17 protein-coding genes, 1 tRNA gene and 1 pseudogene are annotated in these 21,541 nt (G+C 71.5%); 8 read left to right on the top strand and 11 right to left on the bottom strand.

Translation table 11 applies throughout. The features are described 5' to 3' along the window. The first annotated feature begins 265 nt into the window (after positions 1 to 265). Entirely contained in the window at positions 266 to 2,998 is a 2,733-nt protein-coding gene (ppc, locus tag ACZ5NH_RS30860) for a phosphoenolpyruvate carboxylase (protein WP_468779838.1), read from the top strand. Between the two features lie 571 nt (positions 2,999 to 3,569). On the opposite strand, the gene ACZ5NH_RS30855 is transcribed toward ppc, so the two are convergent. The 7 genes and pseudogenes from ACZ5NH_RS30855 to ACZ5NH_RS30825 all read right to left on the bottom strand — a co-directional run bounded on the left by ACZ5NH_RS30855 (position 3,570) and on the right by ACZ5NH_RS30825 (position 9,303). After that, positions 3,570 to 4,085, bottom strand: coding sequence for a hypothetical protein (locus tag ACZ5NH_RS30855; RefSeq protein ID WP_388632367.1), 516 nt, complete (start codon positions 4,083 to 4,085; stop codon positions 3,570 to 3,572). Between the two features lie 52 nt (positions 4,086 to 4,137). After that, positions 4,138 to 4,743 (bottom strand): aminoacyl-tRNA hydrolase, encoded by a 606-nt coding sequence (gene pth, locus ACZ5NH_RS30850; protein ID WP_388632081.1) that lies wholly within the window; start codon positions 4,741 to 4,743, stop codon positions 4,138 to 4,140. A 90-nt stretch (positions 4,744 to 4,833) separates the two neighbouring features. Then, a complete protein-coding gene (locus ACZ5NH_RS30845; protein ID WP_388632078.1) occupies positions 4,834 to 5,430 on the bottom strand; it encodes a 50S ribosomal protein L25/general stress protein Ctc in 597 nt (198 codons plus the stop codon). Between the two features lie 209 nt (positions 5,431 to 5,639). Beyond that, on the bottom strand, positions 5,640 to 6,620 hold the full coding sequence (locus tag ACZ5NH_RS30840; protein WP_451554220.1) for a ribose-phosphate diphosphokinase: 981 nt from the start codon (positions 6,618 to 6,620) through the stop codon (positions 5,640 to 5,642). 153 nt (positions 6,621 to 6,773) lie between these two features. Beyond that, positions 6,774 to 8,222, bottom strand: a complete 1,449-nt coding sequence (glmU, locus tag ACZ5NH_RS30835; RefSeq protein ID WP_468779835.1) for a bifunctional UDP-N-acetylglucosamine diphosphorylase/glucosamine-1-phosphate N-acetyltransferase GlmU — start codon at positions 8,220 to 8,222, stop codon at positions 6,774 to 6,776. 130 nt (positions 8,223 to 8,352) lie between these two features. Next, positions 8,353 to 8,428, bottom strand: a tRNA-Gln gene (locus tag ACZ5NH_RS30830). 15 nt (positions 8,429 to 8,443) lie between these two features. Continuing rightward, positions 8,444 to 9,303 (bottom strand): annotated as a pseudogene (locus ACZ5NH_RS30825) (helix-turn-helix domain-containing protein). Positions 9,304 to 9,469: 166 nt separating this feature from the next. Here ACZ5NH_RS30825 and ACZ5NH_RS30820 point away from each other — a divergent pair. Beyond that, the gene (locus ACZ5NH_RS30820; protein ID WP_468779833.1) at positions 9,470 to 10,783 is read left to right on the top strand and encodes a sensor histidine kinase; all 1,314 of its coding nucleotides are present in this window, start codon (positions 9,470 to 9,472) and stop codon (positions 10,781 to 10,783) included. A gap of 53 nt (positions 10,784 to 10,836) precedes the next feature. On the opposite strand, the gene ACZ5NH_RS30815 is transcribed toward ACZ5NH_RS30820, so the two are convergent. Both ACZ5NH_RS30815 and ACZ5NH_RS30810 read right to left on the bottom strand, forming a co-directional pair. Then, positions 10,837 to 11,331 carry an SUKH-3 domain-containing protein gene (locus ACZ5NH_RS30815; protein WP_451006573.1) on the bottom strand — a complete coding sequence of 165 codons (495 nt, stop codon included), beginning with the start codon at positions 11,329 to 11,331 and terminating at the stop codon, positions 10,837 to 10,839. Positions 11,332 to 11,393: 62 nt separating this feature from the next. After that, a complete protein-coding gene (locus tag ACZ5NH_RS30810; protein WP_468779831.1) occupies positions 11,394 to 11,909 on the bottom strand; it encodes a YwqJ-related putative deaminase in 516 nt (171 codons plus the stop codon). A gap of 298 nt (positions 11,910 to 12,207) precedes the next feature. On the opposite strand from ACZ5NH_RS30810, the gene ACZ5NH_RS30805 reads away from it, so the two are divergent. The 6 genes from ACZ5NH_RS30805 to ACZ5NH_RS30780 all read left to right on the top strand — a co-directional run bounded on the left by ACZ5NH_RS30805 (position 12,208) and on the right by ACZ5NH_RS30780 (position 19,270). Beyond that, entirely contained in the window at positions 12,208 to 13,236 is a 1,029-nt protein-coding gene (locus ACZ5NH_RS30805; protein WP_388632063.1) for an SMI1/KNR4 family protein, read from the top strand. A 10-nt stretch (positions 13,237 to 13,246) separates the two neighbouring features. After that, a complete protein-coding gene (locus tag ACZ5NH_RS30800; RefSeq protein WP_468779829.1) occupies positions 13,247 to 16,258 on the top strand; it encodes an SUKH-4 family immunity protein in 3,012 nt (1,003 codons plus the stop codon). Between the two features lie 64 nt (positions 16,259 to 16,322). Next, positions 16,323 to 17,249 (top strand): RNA polymerase subunit sigma-70, encoded by a 927-nt coding sequence (locus ACZ5NH_RS30795; protein ID WP_468779827.1) that lies wholly within the window; start codon positions 16,323 to 16,325, stop codon positions 17,247 to 17,249. 111 nt (positions 17,250 to 17,360) lie between these two features. Further along, the gene (locus ACZ5NH_RS30790) at positions 17,361 to 17,918 is read left to right on the top strand and encodes a dihydrofolate reductase family protein (RefSeq protein ID WP_468779826.1); all 558 of its coding nucleotides are present in this window, start codon (positions 17,361 to 17,363) and stop codon (positions 17,916 to 17,918) included. Then, positions 17,915 to 18,232 carry an EthD family reductase gene (locus ACZ5NH_RS30785; protein ID WP_388632052.1) on the top strand — a complete coding sequence of 106 codons (318 nt, stop codon included), beginning with the start codon at positions 17,915 to 17,917 and terminating at the stop codon, positions 18,230 to 18,232. Before ACZ5NH_RS30790 ends, ACZ5NH_RS30785 begins: the two co-directional genes overlap by 4 nt. A 150-nt stretch (positions 18,233 to 18,382) precedes the next feature. Continuing rightward, positions 18,383 to 19,270: a DivIVA domain-containing protein gene (locus ACZ5NH_RS30780; protein ID WP_388632050.1), complete on the top strand. Its 888-nt coding sequence runs from the start codon at positions 18,383 to 18,385 to the stop codon at positions 19,268 to 19,270. 6 nt (positions 19,271 to 19,276) lie between these two features. On the opposite strand, the gene ACZ5NH_RS30775 is transcribed toward ACZ5NH_RS30780, so the two are convergent. Continuing rightward, a complete protein-coding gene (locus ACZ5NH_RS30775) occupies positions 19,277 to 20,956 on the bottom strand; it encodes a sodium/solute symporter (protein WP_468779823.1) in 1,680 nt (559 codons plus the stop codon). After that, on the bottom strand, positions 20,953 to 21,459 hold the full coding sequence (locus ACZ5NH_RS30770; protein ID WP_468779821.1) for a DUF485 domain-containing protein: 507 nt from the start codon (positions 21,457 to 21,459) through the stop codon (positions 20,953 to 20,955). Before ACZ5NH_RS30770 ends, ACZ5NH_RS30775 begins: the two co-directional genes overlap by 4 nt. Between the last annotated feature and the right edge of the window lie 82 nt (positions 21,460 to 21,541).

Here is a 21,541-nt window from a genome sequence, read left to right as displayed (position 1 = left end):
GCCGGGTCGCCGGGACCGCACGGAAGGCGACGGCACTTCCTACGGTTCCGTAACCTACGGCGTCGTAAGTATGGCAGCGTGTCGAGCGGCGGCAAGAGCCCCGGAGCCTGCGCGTCCCCATCGACACCTATCCTTGAACTCGGTCGGACAGCGCGGTCCGCTGAAGTTTCCTTCCCGGACGCTCCGGCCCGTATGCGGCGCCCGCCGCGCGGCAGCCGGCCGGGTTCCCTCCCAGAGAGCTTCCACACTGCAAGGAGCCGCACCTGTGAGCAGTGCCGACGACCAGACCACCACGACCAGCAGCGAGCTGCGCGCCGACATCCGCCGACTGGGTGATCTCTTGGGCGAGACCCTCGTACGGCAGGAAGGCCCCGAGCTCCTCGACCTGGTCGAGAAGGTCCGCCGCCTCACTCGCGAGGACGGCGAGGCCGCCGCCGAACTGCTGCGCGGCACCGAACTGGAGACCGCCGCCAAGCTGGTGCGCGCCTTCTCCACCTACTTCCACCTCGCCAACGTCGCCGAACAGGTGCACCGCGGCCGCGAACTGCGCGCCCGGCGCGCCGCCGAGGGCGGCCTCCTCGCCCGCACCGCCGACCGGCTCAAGGACGCCGACCCGGCACACCTGAAGCAGACCGTCCAGAACCTGAACGTTCGCCCGGTGTTCACCGCACACCCCACCGAGGCCGCGCGCCGCTCGGTGCTGAACAAGCTCCGGCGCATCGCCGCGCTCCTGGAGACCCCCGTCCAGGGCTCCGACCGCCGCCGCCACGACGTCCGCCTCGCCGAGAACATCGACCTCGTCTGGCAGACCGACGAACTGCGCGTCGTCCGCCCCGAGCCCGCCGACGAGGCCCGCAACGCCATCTACTACCTCGACGAACTGCACGCCGAGGCCGTCGGCGACGTCCTGGAGGACCTCACGGCCGAACTGGAGCGCGTCGGCGTCAAGCTGCCCGACGACACCCGCCCCCTCACCTTCGGCACCTGGATCGGCGGCGACCGCGACGGCAACCCCAACGTCACCCCCCAGGTCACCTGGGACGTCCTCATCCTCCAGCACGAGCACGGCATCAACGACGCCCTGGAGATGATCGACGAGCTGCGCGGACTGCTCTCCAACTCCATCCGCTACACCGGCGCCACCGAAGAACTCCTGGAGTCCCTCACCCAGGACCTGGAGGTGCTCCCCGAGATCAGCCCCCGCTACAAGCGCCTCAACGCCGAGGAGCCCTACCGGCTCAAGGCCACCTGCATCCGGCAGAAGCTGGAGAACACCAAGCAGCGCCTCGCCAGGGGCATCCCGCACGAGGCGGGCCGCGACTACCTCGGCACCAGCGAACTGCTGAACGACCTCAGGATCATCCAGGCCTCGCTGCGCGAGCACCGCGGCGGCCTGCTCGCCGACGGCCGCCTGGCCCGCACCATCCGCACCCTCGCCGCCTTCGGCCTCCAGCTCGCCACCATGGACGTCCGCGAACACGCCGACGCCCACCACCACGCCCTCGGCCAGCTCTTCGACCGCCTCGGCGAGGAGTCCTGGCGGTACGCCGACATGCCCCGCGAGTACCGCGCCAAGCTCCTCGCCAAGGAACTGCGCTCCCGCCGCCCGCTCGCCCCCACCCCGGCCCCCGTCGACGCCGCCGGTCAGAAGACCCTCGGCGTCTTCGAGACCGTCAAGAAGGCCCTGGAGGTCTTCGGCCCCGAGGTTGTCGAGTCCTACATCATCTCCATGTGCCAGGGCGCCGACGACGTCTTCGCCGCCGCCGTCCTCGCCCGCGAGGCCGGACTGATGGACCTCCACGCCGGCTGGGCGAAGATCGGCATCGTCCCCCTGCTGGAGACCACCGACGAACTGCGCGCCGCCGACACCATCCTGGAGGACATGCTCTCCGACCCGTGCTACCGGCGCCTGGTCGCGCTGCGCGGCGACGTCCAGGAGGTCATGCTCGGCTACTCCGACTCCTCCAAGTTCGGCGGCATCACCACCAGCCAGTGGGAGATCCACCGCGCCCAGCGGCGGCTGCGCGACGTCGCCCACCGCTACGGGGTCCGGCTGAGGCTGTTCCACGGCCGCGGCGGCACCGTCGGCCGCGGCGGCGGCCCCTCCCACGACGCCATCCTCGCCCAGCCCTGGGGCACCCTGGAGGGCGAGATCAAGGTCACCGAGCAGGGCGAGGTCATCTCCGACAAGTACCTGATCCCCTCCCTCGCCCGGGAGAACCTGGAACTGACCGTCGCGGCCACCCTGCAGGCCTCCGCCCTGCACACCGCCCCCCGCCAGTCCGACGAGGCACTCGCCCGCTGGGACGCCGCCATGGACGTCGTCTCCGACGCCGCCCACGCCGCCTACCGCCGCCTGGTCGAGGACCCCGACCTCCCCGCCTACTTCTTCGCCTCCACCCCGGTCGACCAGCTCGCCGAACTCCACCTCGGCTCCCGCCCCTCCCGGCGCCCCGACTCCGGCGCCGGCCTCGACGGCCTGCGCGCGATCCCCTGGGTGTTCGGCTGGACCCAGTCCCGGCAGATCGTCCCCGGCTGGTTCGGCGTCGGCTCGGGACTGAAGGCCCTGCGCGAGGCGGGCCTGGACACCGTCCTCGACGAGATGCACCAGCAGTGGCACTTCTTCCAGAACTTCGTCTCCAACGTCGAGATGACCCTGGCCAAGACCGACCTCAGGATCGCCCAGCACTACGTCGACACCCTCGTCCCCGACGACCTCAAGCACGTCTTCGACACCATCAGGGCCGAACACGAGCTGACCGTCCGTGAGGTCCTGCGGATCACCGGCGAACAGGAACTGCTGGACGCCCAGCCCGTCCTCAAGCAGACCTTCACCATCCGCGACGCCTACCTGGACCCCATCTCCTACCTCCAGGTCACCCTGCTCAAGCGCCAGCGCGACGCGGCGGCCGCGGGCACCGAGCCCGACCCGCTGCTCGCCCGCGCCCTGCTCCTCACCGTCAACGGCGTGGCGGCAGGCCTGCGCAACACCGGCTGACCCGCCGCCGGAACAGACGGTGCCCCCGAGGCCGTACGACCCCGGGGGCACCGCCCTTTCCGGCACCGGTCAGCCACGCGCCCTCCGGCGCCGCACCACCAGACAGCCGCCCGCAGCGACCAGCAGGGCCGCGGCACCCGACAGCGCACCCACCGGAACGCCGTTACCCCTCTCGGCGAGACCGCCACCACCCTGCGCGGACGGGCGAGGAGGACACAGCGGGAACGGGCGACGACGAGGACGCCTAGCCAGGGGCCGACGCGGACGGCGACGCGGACGAGGACGGCGACGGCGACGTGGACGAGGACACGGACGGCCACGAGGACGCCGACGGCGACGTGGACGAGGTCGCGGACGGCGCGGGGGACCCACTCGACGACGAACCGGACGACGGACCCGACGACGGCGTACCGTCACCGCCGCCGGAGCCCTGGCAGTCGGTCCAGAACACCTGGTGCCCGGCCGACCCTGTCTTCCCCACGAAGTTCCAGAACAGCTTGCAGTGCCCGTCGGGCAGCGTCATGTCCGCCGTCCGGCCACGGCCGTCACCGTGCGCCGGTGGTCCACGGAATCACGAACCCGCGGACACCGCCAGAAAAGCCCCCGTCAGCAAAGCCACCCCGCACCCCGCCAGCACCCACGCCACCCGCGTCCGCCGCAACCCGCCCGCCACCACCACCGAGGCCAGCAGAAACGCCCCGCCCAACGGCACCCAGGCATACAGCATCCCCGCCGGACCGGAGCGCACCGCGTCCGCCGTACCCGGCTTCAACACCACGTCGTACGTCCGCCCCTTGCGCACCGCGACCGACTCCGCGATCTCCACACGCGCGCGTGCCCGAGCCCCCGCCGACGTCGGCGAAAAAGGACCGCTGCAGGTGTCGTCCGCACAGGAGGTCACCCGCACCGTGCCCTGCTCCCGCCCCTTGGCCAGCATCACGTGCTGCGCGGTCCCCCAGGAACCCCACACCCCGGCGAACAGGATCAACGCGGCGAGCGCGCCCGTCGCCGCGACCCGCCCCCACCGCAACGCGGTCACGGAGGCCTGGCGAGCAGAGCTGGCTGTGGCAGGCATGGCCGGGATCATTGGCCATACCCGCACGAGCGGTCAACCTCGCTGTCCGCCGTACCAGCACATGTCAGGAGTTGTACGCGCTCTGCGCCCGCTCCAGCCCCTCGATCACCAGACACTCCACCGCGTCCGCCGCACGGTCCACGAAGTAGTCCAGCTCCTTGCGCTCCGCCGACGAGAAGTCCTTCAGCACGAAGTCCGCCACCTGCATACGACCCGGAGGCCGGCCGATCCCGAACCGCACCCGGTGATAGTCCGAACCCATCGCCTTCGTCATCGACTTCAGACCGTTGTGCCCGTTGTCCCCACCGCCCAGCTTCAGCCGCAGCGTGCCGTAGTCGATGTCCAGCTCGTCATGCACGGCCACGATGTTCGCCACCGGCACCTTGTAGAAGTCCCTCAGCGCGTTCACCGGACCACCGGACAGATTCATGTACGACATCGGCTTCGCCAGGATCACCCGCCGGCTGCCCGGCCCCGCCGGACCGATCCGCCCCTCCAGCACCTGCGCCTGCGCCTTGCCCGCCCGCTTGAACTTCCCCCCGATCCGCCCCGCGAGCAGGTCCGCCACCATGAAACCGACGTTGTGCCGGTTCATGGCGTACTCCGGCCCGGGATTCCCGAGCCCGACGATCAGCCAGGGGTCACTGCTGGCGGGGGTGGTCACGTCCATCTCTCCTCGATACGCGCCAGCCGCCACTCCCCACGAGGGAGAGCAGCGGCTGAACGAATGATGACGACGTCAGAGGCTGACGCCGGCGGCTCAGGCCTCGGCCTGCTCCTCGCCCGCCTCGGCGGCCTCGCCCTCGGTCTCCTCGGCCTGGGCCTGCAGCACCTGCAGAACGACCGCGTCCTCCTCGACGGCCAGGGTCACACCGCTCGGCAGCGTGATGTCCTTGGCCTGCACGGAGTCACCGGCCGCCAGACCCTCGACGGAGACCGTGACAGCCTCGGGGATGTGCGTCGCCTCGGCCTCGACCGGCAGCGTGTTCAGGACGTGCTCCAGCAGGTTGCCACCCGGGGCCAGCTCGCCCTCGGTGTGCACCGGGATCTCGACCGTGACCTTCTCGCCACGCTTGACCAGCAGCAGGTCGACGTGCTCCAGGAAGCCCTTCAGCGGGTCACGCTGCACGGCCTTCGGGATCGCCAGCTCGCTGGTCTTGCCGTCGATGTCCAGGGAGATCAGGACGTTCGGCGTACGCAGCGCCAGCAGCAGGTCGTGACCCGGCAGGGTCAGGTGCAGCGGCTCGGTGCCGTGGCCGTAGAGAACAACCGGAACCTTGCTGTCACGGCGGATGCGGCGCGCGGCACCCTTGCCGAACTCGGTACGGGTCTCGGCGGTGAGCTTCACCTCGGACATGATGATCACTCCTCGTAGGAACTGGGAACGGACGTGGTCACCCGGCCACGAACGGCCTGCTACGAAGAGCGCGTCGATAACGGACCGCCGAACCCCGTCAGAAACGGAGAACGGCCTCCCTCGCCGAGCAACTGCAGCAGTCTACTCGGACCAGGAGGCCGCACCCAAAAGGATCTTCGGCTACCTCACACAGCGGGGCCGCAGAAACCTCACTGCTCGTCGAAGAGGCTCGTCACCGAACCGTCCTCGAACACCTCACGCACCGCACTCGCGATCGTCGGAGCGATCGACAACACCGTGATCTTGTCCAGATCCCGGCCCAGCTCCGCCGGCGTCGGCAACGTGTTCGTGAACACGAACTCACTCACCCGCGAGTTCTTCAGCCGGTCCGCGGCCGGACCCGACAACACACCGTGCGTGGCCGTGACGATGACATCCTCCGCACCATGCGCGAACAGCGCATCGGCGGCGGCACAGATCGTCCCACCCGTGTCGATCATGTCGTCGACGAGAACACACACACGCCCCTTGACCTCACCCACGACCTCGTGGACGGTCACCTGGTTCGCCACATCCTTGTCCCGCCGCTTGTGCACGATGGCCAAAGGCGCACCCAGCCGGTCACACCACCGGTCCGCCACCCGCACACGCCCCGCGTCCGGCGACACCACCGTCAGCTTGTCCCGGTCCACCTTCTCGCCCACATAATCGGCAAGCAGCGGCAGCGCGAACAGATGATCCACCGGCCCGTCGAAGAAACCCTGGATCTGATCCGTGTGCAGATCCACGGTCAGAAGCCGGTCCGCCCCCGCCGTCTTCATCAGATCCGCGATCAGACGCGCCGAAATAGGTTCACGACCCCGGTGCTTCTTGTCCTGCCGCGCGTAACCGTAGAACGGCACAATCACCGTGATGGAGCGAGCCGACGCACGCTTCAGCGCATCGATCATGATCAACTGCTCCATGATCCACTGATTGATCGGAGCCGTGTGGCTCTGGATCACGAAGCAGTCCGCACCACGCGCCGACTCCTGATAACGGACGTAGATCTCACCGTTCGCGAAGTCGAAGGCCTTCGTCGGGACGACCCCGACACCCAACTGCTGGGCGACCTCCTCGGCAAGCTCGGGGTGGGCGCGGCCGGAGAAGAACATCAACTTCTTCTCGCCGGTCGTCTTGATCCCGGTCACAGCACAGTCTCCTCAGAGGTTGTCTCAGCCAGCCGGCTGCTACTCCGACCTCCCGTCTGGGCATGAGAGGCCGAACCAGCTGGTAGGGGTGCGGGTGCACGCGTGCGATGTGCACTTATCACGGTACGCCGTGTTTGACGTACCCGTTTCCGGTCAGTCCTCGCTCTCACCGCTCCGGGACGCCGCCTCGGCCGCCTTCGCAGCCGCGCTCCCCGGACGCTTCCGAGCCACCCAACCCTCGATATTCCGCTGCTGACCACGGGCCACGGCCAGCGAACCGGGCGGCACGTCCTTCGTGATCACAGACCCGGCGGCGGTGTAAGCACCGTCCCCGACCGTGACAGGAGCCACAAACATGTTGTCCGACCCCGTCTTGCAATGCGACCCGACGGTCGTGTGGTGCTTGCTCTCACCGTCGTAGTTCACGAACACACTCGCCGCGCCGATGTTCGTGTACTCACCGATCGTCGCGTCACCCACATACGACAGATGCGGCACCTTCGTGCCCTCACCGATCGAGGCGTTCTTCGTCTCGACGTACGTCCCGATCTTGCCCTTCGTACCGAGCCGCGTCCCGGGCCGCAGATACGCGTACGGCCCCACGGACGCCTCCGGCCCGACCACGGCCCCGTCGGACACCGTGTTGTCCACCCGCGCCCCGGCACCGACCGTGGTGTCCTTCAGCCGGCTGTTGGGCCCGACCTCGGCACCTTCACCGATGTGCGTCGACCCGGTGAGCAGCGTGTTGGGATGAACGAGGGCGTCCCGCTCGAAGGAGACGGTCACGTCCACCCAGGTGGAAGCGGGGTCGACGACGGTGACCCCGTCCAGCATCGCCGCGGTCAGCAGCCGGTCGTTGAGAATCCGGCGCGCCTCGGCCAGCTGCACCCGGTTGTTGATGCCCGCGATCTCCCGGTGATCCCCGGCCACGGAGGCCCCGACCCGATGCCCCGCCTCACGCAGGATCCCGAGCACGTCGGTGAGGTACTCCTCGCCCTGGCTGTTGTCCGTCCGCACCTGCTTCAGCGCGTCCGCCAGCAGCTGCCCGTCGAACGCGAACACCCCGCTGTTGATCTCCCGGATCGACCGCTGGGCGTCGGTCGCGTCCTTGTGCTCCACGATCGCGGTCACGGCACCCGTCGCCTCGTCGCGGATGATCCGGCCGTACCCGGTGGCGTCCGGAACCTCGGCGGTCAGCACGGTCACCGCGTTGCCGTCGGTGGCGTGCGTCTCGGCGAGCTGCCTGAGCGTGTCGGCGGTGAGGAGCGGCGTGTCCCCGCAGACGACCACGACGGTCCCGCCGACGGCCCCGCCCAGCTCCTCCAGGCCCATCCGTACGGCGTGCCCGGTCCCGTTCTGCTCCGCCTGTACGGCGGTTCTGGTGTCCGGGTCGATCTCGGCGAGGTGAGCGGTGACCTGCTCACGGGCGTGGCCGACGACCACGACCAGATTCTCCGGATCCAACTCTCGGGCGGCGGCCAGCACATGGCCCACGAGGGACCGGCCACAGATCTCGTGCAGGACCTTCGGTGTGACCGACTTCATACGGGTGCCCTCACCCGCTGCGAGAACGACTACGGCTGCCGGGCGGATGGCGCTCACGGGGTTGCCCTTCGGCTGTGGGTGAGTGGGGTGACAGCCGCAGGATACCGGGGTGCTGCTTGGGGGAGGTGAGAGCGGGCCCTGACGGGGCTTTCGCCGGTCAGGGCCCGAACCTGGGTTTTGTGTGCTGTGGCTCCCCCGCAAGGATTCGAACCTTGTCCTGCTAGATCCAAAATCTAGTGTGCTGCCTGTTACACCACGGGGGAACAGCGCTTCAGACCTTACCCGAGACGTGCCTCGGCCTGGGCCAAGATTCCGTTCCACCAGCAGTCGATGCGGTTGTACAAGTGGGCGCTCCTGGCCACAACGATGACCAGGCAACCGTGGTAGTCGTCTCCCGTGTTCTTGCGGACCGTCTTCGGGTTGTGCTTCTTCAGCGTCGGCTTGGCGAAGATCGAGGTGTCGACGTCGGCCACGGCCGCCCAGAAGCGGTGAGCCGCCTCGACGTCTGCCGACTCGTGGATGAGCAGCCGGAAAGTCAGGCGCTCGCGGCCCACCTCGAGCAGGTCCAGCCAAGCCAGATAGGTCTTGATCACGCCGGGGTCGCTGTTGACGAAAACCGCGCCTCGCGGCGGTCGTACGGTTTGCTCTTCGACCCTTCGGCCCAGTAGAGCGCGATACCCGCCATGAAAAGGTCGCGATCGGTGAGTTCTTTGATCTCCCGCAGCGCGGCTACCTTGGTCTCCTCGTGCTTCTCCCTCTCTGTGGCCCTGCGCCGTGCCAGGCCCTCTTGCATGAGCGCGCGTTGTTCTTCCGGTGTGTACCGGGGCTCGGGCCTCGGCAGATCGCGCACCCACAGTGAAACCGAACTCCGTGAGCACCCCAGCTCCGCCTCGATCTGGTCGTAGGTCCACCCCTGGAGCCGTAGCTCACGCGCCTTCGCCCGCAGGTCGTCCTTCGCGTTCGGTCGCTTCGTCCACTCCGGCGGCGGCTCCCCCTTCACCAACTGGTTGAGGATGTCGTTGTTGAAGGTCTTCAGCTCGTCGCGGATCTGCCGGAGGCTGAGCCCTGCCCGTCGCAGGGTCACCGCCCGCTCCCGCAGGCTCTCGAAGTCGGCGTACCGGCCAGGTGAATGCGCCATAGGCATACCGTCCGGCCGGAATGATCCGTTCCGGGTTCGTACAGGAAGGGTTCACCAGTTCGAGTGATTCCGGTGGGTTTCGACGCCGTTCGGTTACGGAGTGTGGCGTGTGGAGGTCGGTGAAAGTCACCGGAAAAGCCGCAGCCGACGCCCTTAGGCTGGAGGCATGACCACGACGGGGGAAGAGCACACCACGGCCCTGACCGGGCCCTGGTGGTGGGCCAGGTGGCGCAGTGCGGTGCTCGACGGGAGTCTCGCGCTGGTGTCCGCCGTGGAGTGCGGAGCGGAGGGTGTTGCCTTCGCCCGGGATGCCGGCATCCCGATGCCGGTGGGGATCGTTTTCGGGGTGATCGCCGGCTCCGTGTTGCTCGTGCGGCGCAAGTGGCCGATCGCCGTCGTGCTGGTCGCCATCGCGATCACGCCGGCGCAGATGGGGTTCCTGCTGGCGATCGTCGGCCTGTACACGCTCGCCGCGTGTGAGCTGCCGCGCCGGATCATCGCGGCGCTGGCGGGGATGTCGTTGGTGGGCACGGCGGTCGTGACGTTCGTGCGGGTGCGGCAGGACATGGCGCGGGGTGACCTGACGCTGGGTGACTGGTTCGTGCCGTTCGCGGCGGTGACGACGGCGTTGGGGCTGACGGCTCCGCCGGTGCTGCTGGGTTTGTATGTGGGGGCGCGGCGGCGGTTGATGGAGAGCCTGCGGGAGCGGGCGGACAGTCTGGAGCGGGAGCTTCAGCTGCTGGCCGAGCGGGCGGAGGAGCGGGCCGAGTGGGCGCGTAACGAGGAGCGGACGCGGATCGCGCGGGAGATGCATGACGTGGTCGCGCACCGGGTGAGTCTGATGGTGGTGCATGCCGCCGCGCTTCAGGCGGTGGCGCGGAAGGATCCCGAGAAGGCGGTGCGGAATGCGGCGCTGGTGGGGGACATGGGCCGGCAGGCGTTGACCGAGTTGCGGGAGATGCTGGGGGTGCTGCGGGCGGGGGAGGCTCCGGTGCGGCGGGCTCCGGGGGTGCCGTTGGTGGCCGTGGGGGTGGCGGCTGCGGCTGCGGCTTCCCGGGTGGCCGAGGCGGACGGCGGGGTGGAGGGGCCGTGTCTGTCGGAGCTGGAGGAGTTGGTCGGGCAGTCGGCGGCCGCGGGGATGGTCGTGATGCTGTCGGTGGAGGGGGAGGTTCGGTCGTATGCGGCGGAGATCGAGCAGACGGCGTACCGGGTGGTGCAGGAGGCGTTGACGAACGTGCACAAGCATGCGGCGGGTGCGAAGACGCATGTGCGGCTGGCGCATCGGGTGTCGGAGATCGCGATGCAGGTGGAGAACGAGCCGCCGCCGGAGCCGGGGTCGGCGTCGGCGGCGCGGTTGCCGTCGGGTGGGAACGGCCTGCTCGGGATGCGGGAGCGGGTCGTGGCGCTGGGTGGTGTGTTTGTGTCGGGGCCGACGGATGCGGGGGGTTTCCGGGTGTCGGCGGTGATTCCGGCGGTTTAGGCCGGTTTTCGCGGCGTGGGCCGGTCTCGCGGCGTGGGCCGGTTCTCGGTGTGTCAGCCCGCCGTGAGTCGTACCGGTTCGATGCCGGTGATCAGGGTGGTGAGGGCGTGGTCGATGTCGGGGCCCGCGTACCAGTCGCCGGTGTGGTCGAGGGTGTAGACGCGGCCTTCGGTGTCGACGGCGAGGACGGCGGCGGTGTCGGTCTCTTCGCCGAGGGGGCAGAGTTCGGTGCCGAGGGCGCGGCCGAGGTCGCCGAGGGTGCGGGCGTGGTGGAGGCCGTGGAGGGGGTCGAGGTGGAGGGTGGCGGGGGCGATCTGGCGGCCGGGGCCGCCGGGGGTGATGGTGAGGCCGCCGAATTCGGCCCAGGCTTCGACGGCGGCGGGGAAGACGGTGTGCCGGTGTCCGGCGGGTGAGGTGTGTTCGCGCAGGGTGTCGGCCCAGATCTCTGCCTGCTTTATGTCCCAGCGTCCGGGTTGCCAGCCGGCGGCGCGCAGGGCGGCGTCGACGAGTACGGGGAAGCGCGTGGTGGAGGTGCGGTCGGGGTGCATCTGCCCTTCGTTCTCGTCGAGTCCGCTGGTGGTGCGGTGTCGCTGGTGTTGACGGGGGGTTGTCAGTCGTCGGTTGCCGTGGGGTCGACGATGCGGACGCCGAAGTGGGCGCTGAGGGCGGTGCAGGCGCGGCAGGGGGTGGCGAAGCTGCCGTGGAGGGGGTCGCCGTCCTCGCGTATGCGGCGGGCGGTGAGTTTGGCGTGTTTGAGGGCTTTGCGGGCTTCGCCGTTGGTCATGGGTTTGCGGGCGGCGCGTTTGCTGCGTGCGGCGTCGGCGGCGCTGAGGTGCCGGGAGATGAGAATGGTCTCGGCGCAGCGGCCGGTGAAGCGGTCGCGTTCGCCGCTGGTGAGGGTGTCGAGGAAGTCCTGGACGAGGGGGTGCAGGGGCGGGGGTTGGTCGCTGCGGGCGGCGGTGCCGGTGAGGGTGGTGCCGCGGACGGAGAGGGCGGCGGCGACGGTGGGCAGGATGCCGTCGCGGCGGTGGCGGAGGGTGGGGGCGGGGGGTGTGTCGGTGCCGCTCCAGCCGATGCGTGGGTCGCCGGACCGCACGTCGGTACCTCCGCTTCGCAAGATGTTCATGATCGTTTGTCCCCTCCCCGGGCGTCCCCCGGCTTCCCCCGAAGGACACAGGGTGCCAAATGCCGTGGCCGGTGCGGAAGCTGGGGCGGTGCGACACGCCCGGGTCGGGGCTGGTCGTCACGGTGGGGTGACGGCTGGTCACGGAGGTGGAGGGTGGTGTCCGGGGTGAGGGGAGGGGTGGTCGGTCCGGGGAGGTGGTGGGCCGGTGACCGGGGTTGGCGTACCGCATAGGCTGTCGGCATCCGCGATCGACACCGCCGATTTGAGGCCAGAGAGAACGCCGCAGGGGGCTACCGCCATGACGACAGGTCGGCTCGGGCAGCAAGCCGCGCCGCCGAACGCGGCCTACGCCGGGCAGGTCGTGCACTTTCCGGATCCGGTCCGGGCGGCGCGTCACCCGAGAGGGGTACGGGTCGATGAGCGTGGTTACCCGGATTTCTCTCCGTACGCGCGCGTGGCGGTGGAGATCGCCGAGCCGCCGGAGGGTTTCGGCGTCGACGAGTTGCGGCTGACGGACTATGTGTCGGCGAACGCGGCGTTGGCGGCGCAGCGGCACGAGTTGTGGGACACGGTGCCGGATGTGGCGACGCCGCACGGCTGGACGTGGCATCACGTGGCAGGGACGCGGCGGCTGGAGCTGGTTCCGGTCGAGGTGAAGGCGTTGCTGCGGCATCACGGTGGGGTGGCGACGGCGGCGGTGGACCACGGCAAGCGGGGGACGCGGCCGTTGCAGGAGACGCGGCCGGCGCATTTCGGGCTGCCGAAGTCGGGTGTGGCGGTGTCGGAGGCGCAGGTTCAGGGTGTCGAGGAGGATCTCGGTTACCGGCTTCCGGGTGCGTATCGCTCGTTCCTGAAGGCGGCGGGCGGGTGTGCGCCGGTGGGTACGGCGCTGGACGCCGAGTTGGGTCTGCTGCTGGACCAGCCGTTCTTCACGGTGCGTGAGGAGGCGGCGGTCAATGACCTGGTGTATGTGAACAAGTGTCTGCGCGACCATCTGACGAAGGATTACCTCGGGGTGGCGTTCGTGCAGGGCGGGTTGCTCGCGGTGAAGGTGAAGGGCGAGCGGCCGGGTTCGGTGTGGTTCTGCGCGTACGACGATGTGCGTGATGTGGATCCGTCGTGGTCGCCGGCGGAGCGGGTGGAGCGTCTGCTGCTGCCGTGCGGTGACGATTTCGACGCCTTTCTGTCGCGGCTGGCGGGCAGTCCGCCGGAGTTGGAGACGGTGGCGAATCTGATGGTGGACGGCGGCTTCGCGCGTGTCGTCCCGGTGTCTTCCGGTGCTTCCGGTTCTTCCGGTGCGGCGTCTTCCGGCCCGGTGGGGGAGTGAGCTTCAGGCGATGGTGACCTACGCGCAGGCGCAGGAGCGCGCCGAGGAGTGGATCAACGGTGACGTGCCCGCGTACCAGCATCGTGAGGTGCGGGTGCGGGAGTTCGAGCTGGGTTTCGTCGTGTGGGGCGAGGACCGGGCGGAGGGTCCGCGTTCGGACGCGGGTGCGCAGCGGCTGGTGATCGCCCGGGACAGCGGGGAGGCGACGCTGTGGCCGGGGCTGCCGGTGGGTGAGGTGATCCGCCGGTACGAGGAGGAGTACGGCCGTGCGGAGGGGCCGCAGGACGCGGTTCCGGCGCCGGCTGCCGCCCGGATGGATCTGAATCAGACGTCGTTCCTGCTGACTCCTCCGGAGTGGTTGCAGGAGGCGGCGGACAAGCTGGGCATCGGGGACCGGCGGCCGGGCGGCGAGGACGGTTCGGGTGCGGGTGCCGGGTCTTCTGGTGCCGACGCGAGCGGTGGTGCCGGTGCCGGTGCCGGTGCCGGTGGTGGGGCTTCGTCCGGTGGGGCGGGGCCGGCGGAGACGCGGGCCGGGGTGCCGGCGGGCGCGTCCGGGGCGGCTGCTCCTGTGGGTGCGCCTTCCGCGGAGGTGCCAGTGGGGGCCACGCCCTGGGCCGGTACGGACACGAACGCGGACTCCGGTGAGGACGACCGTTCGGTGCCGTTGCCCGCGACGGTGTTCGCGCCGCCGTTGAGCGATCCCGAGGACGAGGCTCCGCGGCCGCCGGTGAGCGTGCCCGATGCGAAGACGGCGTTGATGTCGGGGGGCAGCCAGCTGCCGCCGACGGCGGTCGCGCCGGCGCTCGATACTCCGAACACGCCGGGCGCGCAGGGCTTCCCGCAGGGCGCGCCGGGTGTCCCATCCGCCCCTGGGAGTGCGCCGGTGACGCCTGGCACTGCATACGCGCCGGGCGCGCCCGGCGTGCCCGGGGCACCCGCCGCTCCTGGTGCGCCGGGTGTTCCGCAGGGCAGCACGCCCCCTCCGCCGCCCGGTATGCCGCCGTACGGCCAGCCGCAGCCGCCGGCGGCCCCCGGTACGCCTCCGCCGGGCGTGTCCGCGTACCCGCCGGCTCCGGGTGCGCCGGGTGTTCCGCAGGGCAGCACGCCCCCGCCGCCGCCCCCGGGCGCGCCGACCTACGGTTATCCGCAGGGTCCCGGCGCTCCGCAGGGTGCTCCGGGTTACGGCTATCCGCAGGCGCCCGCGCCGGGTGTGCCGCAGCCTCCGGCCGACACGGGTGCCGCGGCGCGGCGGCTCGCGCCGAATGCCGGGGACATCGCGGATGCCGCGACGAGCAAGGCCGCGCCGCCGCCGAAGAAGGCGCGCGGTGGTGTGGGTGCGCCGCCTCCGCCGCCGGGTGCCCCTGGTGCGCCGGGCGCGCGCCCGGGGAGCGCGGCGACGCCTCCCGCGCCGGGTGCGCCTGCCGGTGGGTATGTGCCGACACAGCTGGTGTCGGCGCTCGGGCCGGAGGGGCCCGAGGGTCCCGGTGGTGCGGATGGCGCGCAGGCGCCGGGCGCGCCGAATGCGCCGGGCGCCCCCAATCCGCCTGCCGCGCCTTCGGGCAATGTGCACCACGCGGCCACGGTGCTGGCCGACCCCAGCCAGATGGGCGCCGGCGCCCCGCAGCCTCCGGGCGCCCCCGGCATGCCGAATCCGCCCGGCGCTCCCCCGGTTCCGGGCGCCCCGGGTGTGCCTCCGGTGCCTGGCGCGCCGCTGCCTCCGGGCGCCCCCGCGGCTCCCGGCTTCCCCGGCGCCCCGCAGCCTCCGGGCGCCGCTGCCGGTCCTGGTGCGCCCGGTGCGCCCGGTGCGCCCGGTGTGCCGGGTGGCGGGCGCGGGGCCGTGCACCACGCGGAGACCGTGCTGGCAGCACCCCCGGTGACCGGCCCGGGGGCACCCCCGCCGCCGCCCGCCCCCGGCGCACTCGGTGCGCCGGGCGCCCCGGGTATGCCGCCGGGCGTGCCGGGTGCCCCGCAGCCGATGCCGCCGGGTGCGATGCCGCCGCCGGGCGCGCCCGGGCAGCCGCCGGCGTACGGGTATCCGCAGCAGGGGCAGCCGACGGTGGGTCCCGGCTATCAGGCCGTGCTGCGTTATCGCGCGCAGGACGGTTCGGAGCAGCAGCTGATCCGGCGTTCGGCGCCGGGTACGCCGCACCCGGAGTGGCAGATCTTCCACGAGCTGCGGGCGATGAACGTGCCGCCGGACCAGGTGCTGGAGCTGCACACGGAGCTGGAGTCGTGCGAGCTGCCGGGTGCATACTGCGCGCGGATGATCCGGGAGCAGTGGCCGCAGGCGCGGATCACGAGCATCGCGCCGTACGGCACGGACCATGCGAGCCGGCAGCAGGGCATGCGACAACTGCTGGCGCACCAGGGCGAGTTGCACCAGGTGGCGGACGGGCCGGCGCGGCCCGCGCCGGTGCGGGCGCCGCTGCCGCCGGTGCAGGCCGCGCCGGCCGTCCCGCCGGAGGGCATCGCGCAGGAGCTGGCGGCGGCGTTCGGGCCGGGGGTCTTCCGGTTCGAGCAGCAGGCGGTGTCGCGGCAGGGGGTGCCGCCGATCGTGGCGCACACGCTGGTCGTGGCCGGTCTGCCGGTGGACATGGGCCCGTTCTTCTGGGCGCAGGCCCAGCCGGGCCGGCCGGTGCCGACGCTGGCGGAGCTGGCGGCCGAGCGCGGGGTGCAGCCGGCCTCGGACGCGGGCGCGTACCTCGTCATGGGCACCGACTTCGGCAAGGCGATCTGTGTGCAGTACGGCACGGCGAACATCGTGGCCGTGCCGGTGGAGGCGGGGCCGGGCGGGGCTCCGGTGCCGCCGCAGTTCGTGAACACCGGGCTGCCGGAGTTCGCGCGCTGTCTGGCGCTGCTGGGCCGGATGTGGCGCCTGCGGTACGGGCTGAATCAGGAGCAGGCGGGCCGCTGGACCGTCGATTTCCAGGCGCAGCTGGCCGCCCTGGACCCGGCGGCGCTCGGTTCGCCGGAGAGCTGGTGGTCGGTGCTGCTGGAGCAGATGTGGGACGGGCTTCTGTAGGCGACGCCGGCCCGGTGTGAGCGGATCGTGCCCTTCACGCGCGCGTGAAGGGCACGATGGACCGGTGGACTTCGAGCCGTACCGGGGCGAGCTGGTGGCGTACTGCTACCGCATGCTGGGCTCGTTCCACGAGGCCGAGGATCTGACGCAGGAGACGATGCTGCGGGCCTGGAAGGCACGGGACCGCTACGACGCCACGCGCGCGTCCGTGCGGACGTGGCTGTACCGCATCGCGACCAACGCCTGTCTGAGCGCTCTGGAGAGCCGTTCGCGCCGTCCCCTGCCGTCCGGGCTGGGAGCGCCCTCCGGCGATCCCGGCGCGCCGCTGACGCCCGCGCCCGAGGTGCCGTGGCTGGAGCCGTTCCCCGAGGCGCGGTTCGACGTGGAGGCGCGTGCGGACCTGCGGCTGGCGCTGGTGGCGGCGCTGCAGCTGCTGCCGGCGCGGCAGCGGGCCGTGCTGGTGCTGCGCGAGGTGCTGGAGTTCTCCGCCGCCGAGGTCGCCGAGCAGCTGGAGACGTCGGTGGCGGCGGTCAACAGCGCGTTGCAGCGGGCGCGCGCCGCCCTCGCGCGCGGGGGCGGGTACGTCGCGATCGACGCGGTCGGCGAACCGGCGGATCCCGAGGTGCGGGCGGTGGTGCTGCGCTACATGCGTGCCTTCGAGGCGGCCGATGTGCCGGCGCTGGTGCGGCTGCTCACCGAGGACGCCGTCCTGGAGATGCCGCCGGTGCCGCTGTGGTACCGGGGCAGGCGGGACTACGGCCTGTTCATGGAGCGGGTGTTCGCGCTGCGCGGTACGGGCTGGCGGGTGGAGCGGGTGGCGGCCAACGGGCAGCCGGCGCTCGCGGCGTACGCGCCGGAGCCCGGCGGTGGCCATGCGCTGCACACCGTGCAGGTGCTGACGGTCACCGGCGGCCGGGTCGCCCGGAACGTGGTGTTCGCCGATCCGCGCGTCCTGGCCGCGTTCGCGCCCCCGGCGCCCGCCGCCGAGTGAGCTGACAGGCCCTCCGACGGCAACTCGACGCGAATTTCCGGGTGCGGGCGATGAGTCCGGCCGGTTCCGCCGGTAGGTACCGGTGAGCAACCGAGCGAAGGGACCGTCGTCATGAGTGTCGTCGTCATCGAGTTCATCAGCCTGGACGGGATCGTGTCCGACCCGGACGGCTCCGCGGGCACGCCGTACGGCGGCTGGATCTTCCGGCACGGCCCGGAGGGGGTCGCCGGGGACAAGTTCCGGCTCGGCCGCGTGCTGGACGAAGGGGTCCTGCTGCTGGGCCGTACCACCTGGGAGCTGTTCGCGCGGCTGTGGCCGGGCCGCGACGACCCTTTCGCCGCCCGGATGAACGCCGTACCGAAACTGGTGGCCTCCCGCGGCAACCCGGACGTGTCCGCATGGGACAACTCCCATCTGCTGAAGGGTGAGTTGGCGGATGCCGTGCGCGCCGAGCGGCGGGACGTGGTCGTCAGCGGCAGCCTCGCCGTCGTGGCCGCGTTGCGGGAGCAGGACCTGGTCGACGAGTACCGGCTGCTGACCTTCCCGGTCGTGCTGGGGCAGGGCCGGCGGCTGTTTCCGGCCGGGAGCGAGCCGGCCGATCTGGAGTGCCTGTCGGCCGAACGGGTGGGCGCCGCCGTTCTCACGCGCCATGGGAGGGCCGCCCGATGACGGTCCGTTTCCTCGCCCTGTACGAGACTCCTGCCGACCCCGAGGCATTCGACCGGCACTACCGCGAGGTGCACATCCCGCTCGGCCGACGGCTGCCCGGGCTGCGCCGCTACACGCTCGGCCGGGAGACGGCGCCGGTGCGCGGGGGTGTGCCGTACTACCTGGTCGCGTCGCTGGAGTGGGACTCGCTGGACGGGCTGCGCGCGGCGTTCGCCTCGCCCGAGGGGCGCGCGACGGCGGCGGACGCGGCGCGTCTGGCGGAACTGGCGCCCGTTCGCAGTGTGATCGTCACCCTTGAGGAGGACGTGCTGTAGCCGGTCCCACCCGCCACACCGATCGCGAAGTGCGGGGTTTCGAGCGTGCTGTGACTGCGGAGTGTCGCGTTATGAACACTTACACCCAATCCATCAAGATATGCACGAAATCATCCTGTCGTGTACGTCCGGTGGAGAGGGGTTCCCAGGGTGAGCAGCGCATCGGTGTCGCCGCAGGGCTTCGTGACCGTCCGGGGGCGCGGCTACCGCCCCGAGCAGGTCGACGCCTGGATGGAGGAGCTGTCGCAGGACCGTGACGCCGCGTGGGAACGGGCCGCGCGGCTGACCGTGCTCGCCAAGGACATGGAGGCGGAGGCCGCGCGGATGCGCGAGGTCGTCGCCCGGCTCGCACCGCAGACGTACGAGTCGCTCGGGGAGGGCGCGCGGCGGGTGTACCAGCTCGTGCTGGAGATGGCGGCGGACCTGCGCGAGCGCGCGCGGTGTGAAGCGGAACAGCACCTCGCGCAGGCCGAAGCGCGCGCGGAGAGCGTACGCCGCACGGCGCAGGAAGCGGCGGACGCGCTCCGCGCGGAGGCCGACGAACGCGCCCGCCAGCGGCTCCTCGCCGCGCGCGCCGAGGCCGACGACATCCGCGTCGGCGCCCGGCGCGAGGTGAAGGAAGGGCGCTCGGAGGCGCTCGCCGCGTTGCGCGAGGTACGGCAGCGCACCACCGGCATGCTCGCCGAGCAGTCCCGGGAGCACGCCGAGCGGTGGGCCGAGGCCGAGCGCGAGGAGGTCGAGCGGACCGCCGAGCTGGACGCCCGGCACGCCGAGCGGGTGAGCCGGGCCGAGACCGCGCTGTCCGACGCCGAGCGCGCCCTCGGGGAGGCCGAGGAGTACGCGCGCCGCAGCCAGGAGGAGGCACGCGCGCGTGCCGTCGAGATCCTCGCCGACGCGCGCGTGCGCGAGGAACACATCGCCCGGGAGACGGAGCAGGTGCTGCGCGAGCACGGCGAGACCTGGGACCACGTGCGGGCCCACATGGACCAGGTCCGCAGCAGCCTGATCTCACTGACCGGCAAAGCGGCCCTGGAATAGCGTCCCTCACGGCCGCCGGCTCCCGAGCCCCGCTCCGGTCGGCTCACCCCCCTCCCGGACGGCCCCCGCCAGGATCCACCCCTCCACCGCCTCGTACTGGTGCCGCTGCTGCTCCGCCTTGGTGCGGCCCGAGGCGATCGTGCCGAGCCAGCCGAAGAGGAAGCCGGCCGGGATGGAGACGATGCCGGTCGTGGTGAACGGGAACCAGTTGAAGTCGGCGTGCGGGAACGCCGAGACCGGTGAGCCGGAGACCAGGTTGGTGCCCGGCATGAGCAGCAGCACGGTCAGCGTGCCCCCGATCAGCGTCGCCAGCAGCCCGCTGCGCGTGTAGCGGCGCCAGAACAGCCCGTACACCAGGGCCGGCGCTATGGCCGAGGCGCCCAGGCAGAAGGAGAGCGTCACCAGGGGCTGCAGGCTGTGGTGCTGCACCATGGTGGCGAGCAGGATCGTCGGCACGCCTATGGCGAGCGCCGAGACGCGGGCGAGGGCCATCTCGCGCGGGGCCGGCATCTCCTGCACGCGGGCCGCGAACACGTCGTGGGCGAGGGAGTTGGCGCAGGCGAGGATCATCCCGGCGACCGAGGCGAGCAGGGTCAGGAAGATCGCCGTCGTCACCATGGTGAACAGGAAGGTCTCCGCCGTGGACACGTCCGCGCCGAAGGCCGCCCGCGAACCCAGCAGGTACGCGGTGTTGCCCTGCGGATCGGCCCCGGCGATCACGGCACGGCCGACCAGCGCCGTGGCGCCGAACCCGACCACGGTGATGACCAGCACGAACAACGCGACGATCGACACCGCCCAGGACATCGAGCGGCGCACCTGGCGGGCGCTGGAGGCGGTGTACATGCGCATGGTGATGTGCGGCAGACAGGCGCCGCCGAGCACCACCGTCAGCTCCGAGGCGATCATGTCGAGGCGGGACCTGCCCGACGTGCCGAACTCCAGCCCGGAGCGCAGGAAGGCAGGCCCGGCGCCGCTCTGCCGCGAGGCCGCGGTGAACAGCGCGCCCGGATCCCAGTCGAAGCGGCGCAGGATCAGTACGGCGACCACGGCGCCCGACCCGACCAGCATCACGATCTTCAGGATCTGGATGAGGGCGGTGCCCTTCATGCCGCCGATCGCCGCATAGGCGATCATCAGGGCGCCCAGCCCGACGACGCACGCGGTCTTCAGCGACTCGTCGGTGAAGCCCAGGATGAACGCCATCAGCTGCCCGGTTCCGGCGAGTTGGACCAGCATCAGCGGCAGCAGCGCGGCGATCGTCACCGCGCAGGCCGTGATGCGCACGCAGCGTCCCGGCAGCCGGCGGGCGAGTGCGTCGCCCATGGTGAACCGGCCCGCGTTGCGCAGGGGTTCGGCCAGCAGGAACATCAGCAGCATCAGCGACAGCGCGGTGCTCAGGGCGAGGACGACTCCGTCGTAGCCGCACAGGGCGATCACTCCGCCGGTGCCGAGGACGGTGGCCGCGGAGATGTAGTCCCCCGCGATGGCGAGGCCGTTGCGCAGCGGGGACAGGGAGCCGTAGCCGGTGTAGAACTCGTCGAGGTCGTCGCGGTCGGGGCCGGTCATCACGCACAGCAGCAGGGTCACCGTGGCGACGGTGGAGAAGGCGACCAGGGACATGGACTGGGCCGTGCCGCTGAAACCGGCGAAGCCTCCCACGGCCGGAGTGCCGGCGCCGCTCATCGGACCGCTCCTCGGCGGGCGTTCAGTTCGGCCTGCTTGCGGATGCGGTCCGCGAGCGGATCGACGTGCCGGCGCGCGGTGTGCTCGTAGAGGGCGATCGCGAGCCAGGTGACCGGGATCTGGATCACGGCGAGCAGCAGGCCGGCGGGGATGCCGTCGGCGACCGTGCGCGTCATCACGCCGGGCGCGGTCGCGGACAGCACCAGGAACAGCGTGAAGTAGCCCAGCGCGGTGAGCGTGGCCGTACGCCGCTGCCAGCGGTAGGCGCTCCGCAGCACCCGCAGGTCGCTGTGGTGACCGAGGGGTTCACGGGGCGGCCGGCGGTCCGGGCGAACCGGCTGCGGGGGTGGGGATTGCCAGGGGTAGGTGAGGGAGGCGGAGGGGGGTGGGTCGTAGGGGGACGGTGCGCCGTGGGCGGGGTGGGGCGGTCGGTACGGCGGGCGGGGCGGCTCGTAGGGCGGATGGGACGGGGTGTACGACGGGCGCGGCGGGTCGTAGGACATCCCGGGGCTCCTTGCGTGGCTCGGGTCCGTGGCGGCGGACCGCAGGGAGGTGGGGGGCGTGGAGCCACGCACGCTACTCGCG

The sequence above is a fragment of the Streptomyces sp. NPDC031426 genome (genome assembly GCF_055581585.1).
Note: the sequence above shows the minus strand (reverse complement) of the source record. Positions and strands in the feature narration are given on the sequence as shown.

What these genes read in the sequence shown, in the direction of transcription:
- ACZ5NH_RS30855 (WP_388632367.1), bottom strand. Translation starts at nt 4,085, where the DNA reads ATGATCCCGGCCATGCCTGCCACAGCCAGCTCTGCTCGCCAGGCCTCC.
- pth (WP_388632081.1), bottom strand. Translation starts at nt 4,743, where the DNA reads ATGGACGTGACCACCCCCGCCAGCAGTGACCCCTGGCTGATCGTCGGG.
- ACZ5NH_RS30845 (WP_388632078.1), bottom strand. Translation starts at nt 5,430, where the DNA reads ATGTCCGAGGTGAAGCTCACCGCCGAGACCCGTACCGAGTTCGGCAAG.
- ACZ5NH_RS30820 (WP_468779833.1), top strand. Translation starts at nt 9,470, where the DNA reads ATGACCACGACGGGGGAAGAGCACACCACGGCCCTGACCGGGCCCTGG.
- ACZ5NH_RS30815 (WP_451006573.1), bottom strand. Translation starts at nt 11,331, where the DNA reads ATGCACCCCGACCGCACCTCCACCACGCGCTTCCCCGTACTCGTCGAC.
- ACZ5NH_RS30810 (WP_468779831.1), bottom strand. Translation starts at nt 11,909, where the DNA reads ATGAACATCTTGCGAAGCGGAGGTACCGACGTGCGGTCCGGCGACCCA.
- ACZ5NH_RS30805 (WP_388632063.1), top strand. Translation starts at nt 12,208, where the DNA reads ATGACGACAGGTCGGCTCGGGCAGCAAGCCGCGCCGCCGAACGCGGCC.
- ACZ5NH_RS30800 (WP_468779829.1), top strand. Translation starts at nt 13,247, where the DNA reads ATGGTGACCTACGCGCAGGCGCAGGAGCGCGCCGAGGAGTGGATCAAC.
- ACZ5NH_RS30790 (WP_468779826.1), top strand. Translation starts at nt 17,361, where the DNA reads ATGAGTGTCGTCGTCATCGAGTTCATCAGCCTGGACGGGATCGTGTCC.
- ACZ5NH_RS30785 (WP_388632052.1), top strand. Translation starts at nt 17,915, where the DNA reads ATGACGGTCCGTTTCCTCGCCCTGTACGAGACTCCTGCCGACCCCGAG.
- ACZ5NH_RS30775 (WP_468779823.1), bottom strand. Translation starts at nt 20,956, where the DNA reads ATGAGCGGCGCCGGCACTCCGGCCGTGGGAGGCTTCGCCGGTTTCAGC.
- ACZ5NH_RS30770 (WP_468779821.1), bottom strand. Translation starts at nt 21,459, where the DNA reads ATGTCCTACGACCCGCCGCGCCCGTCGTACACCCCGTCCCATCCGCCC.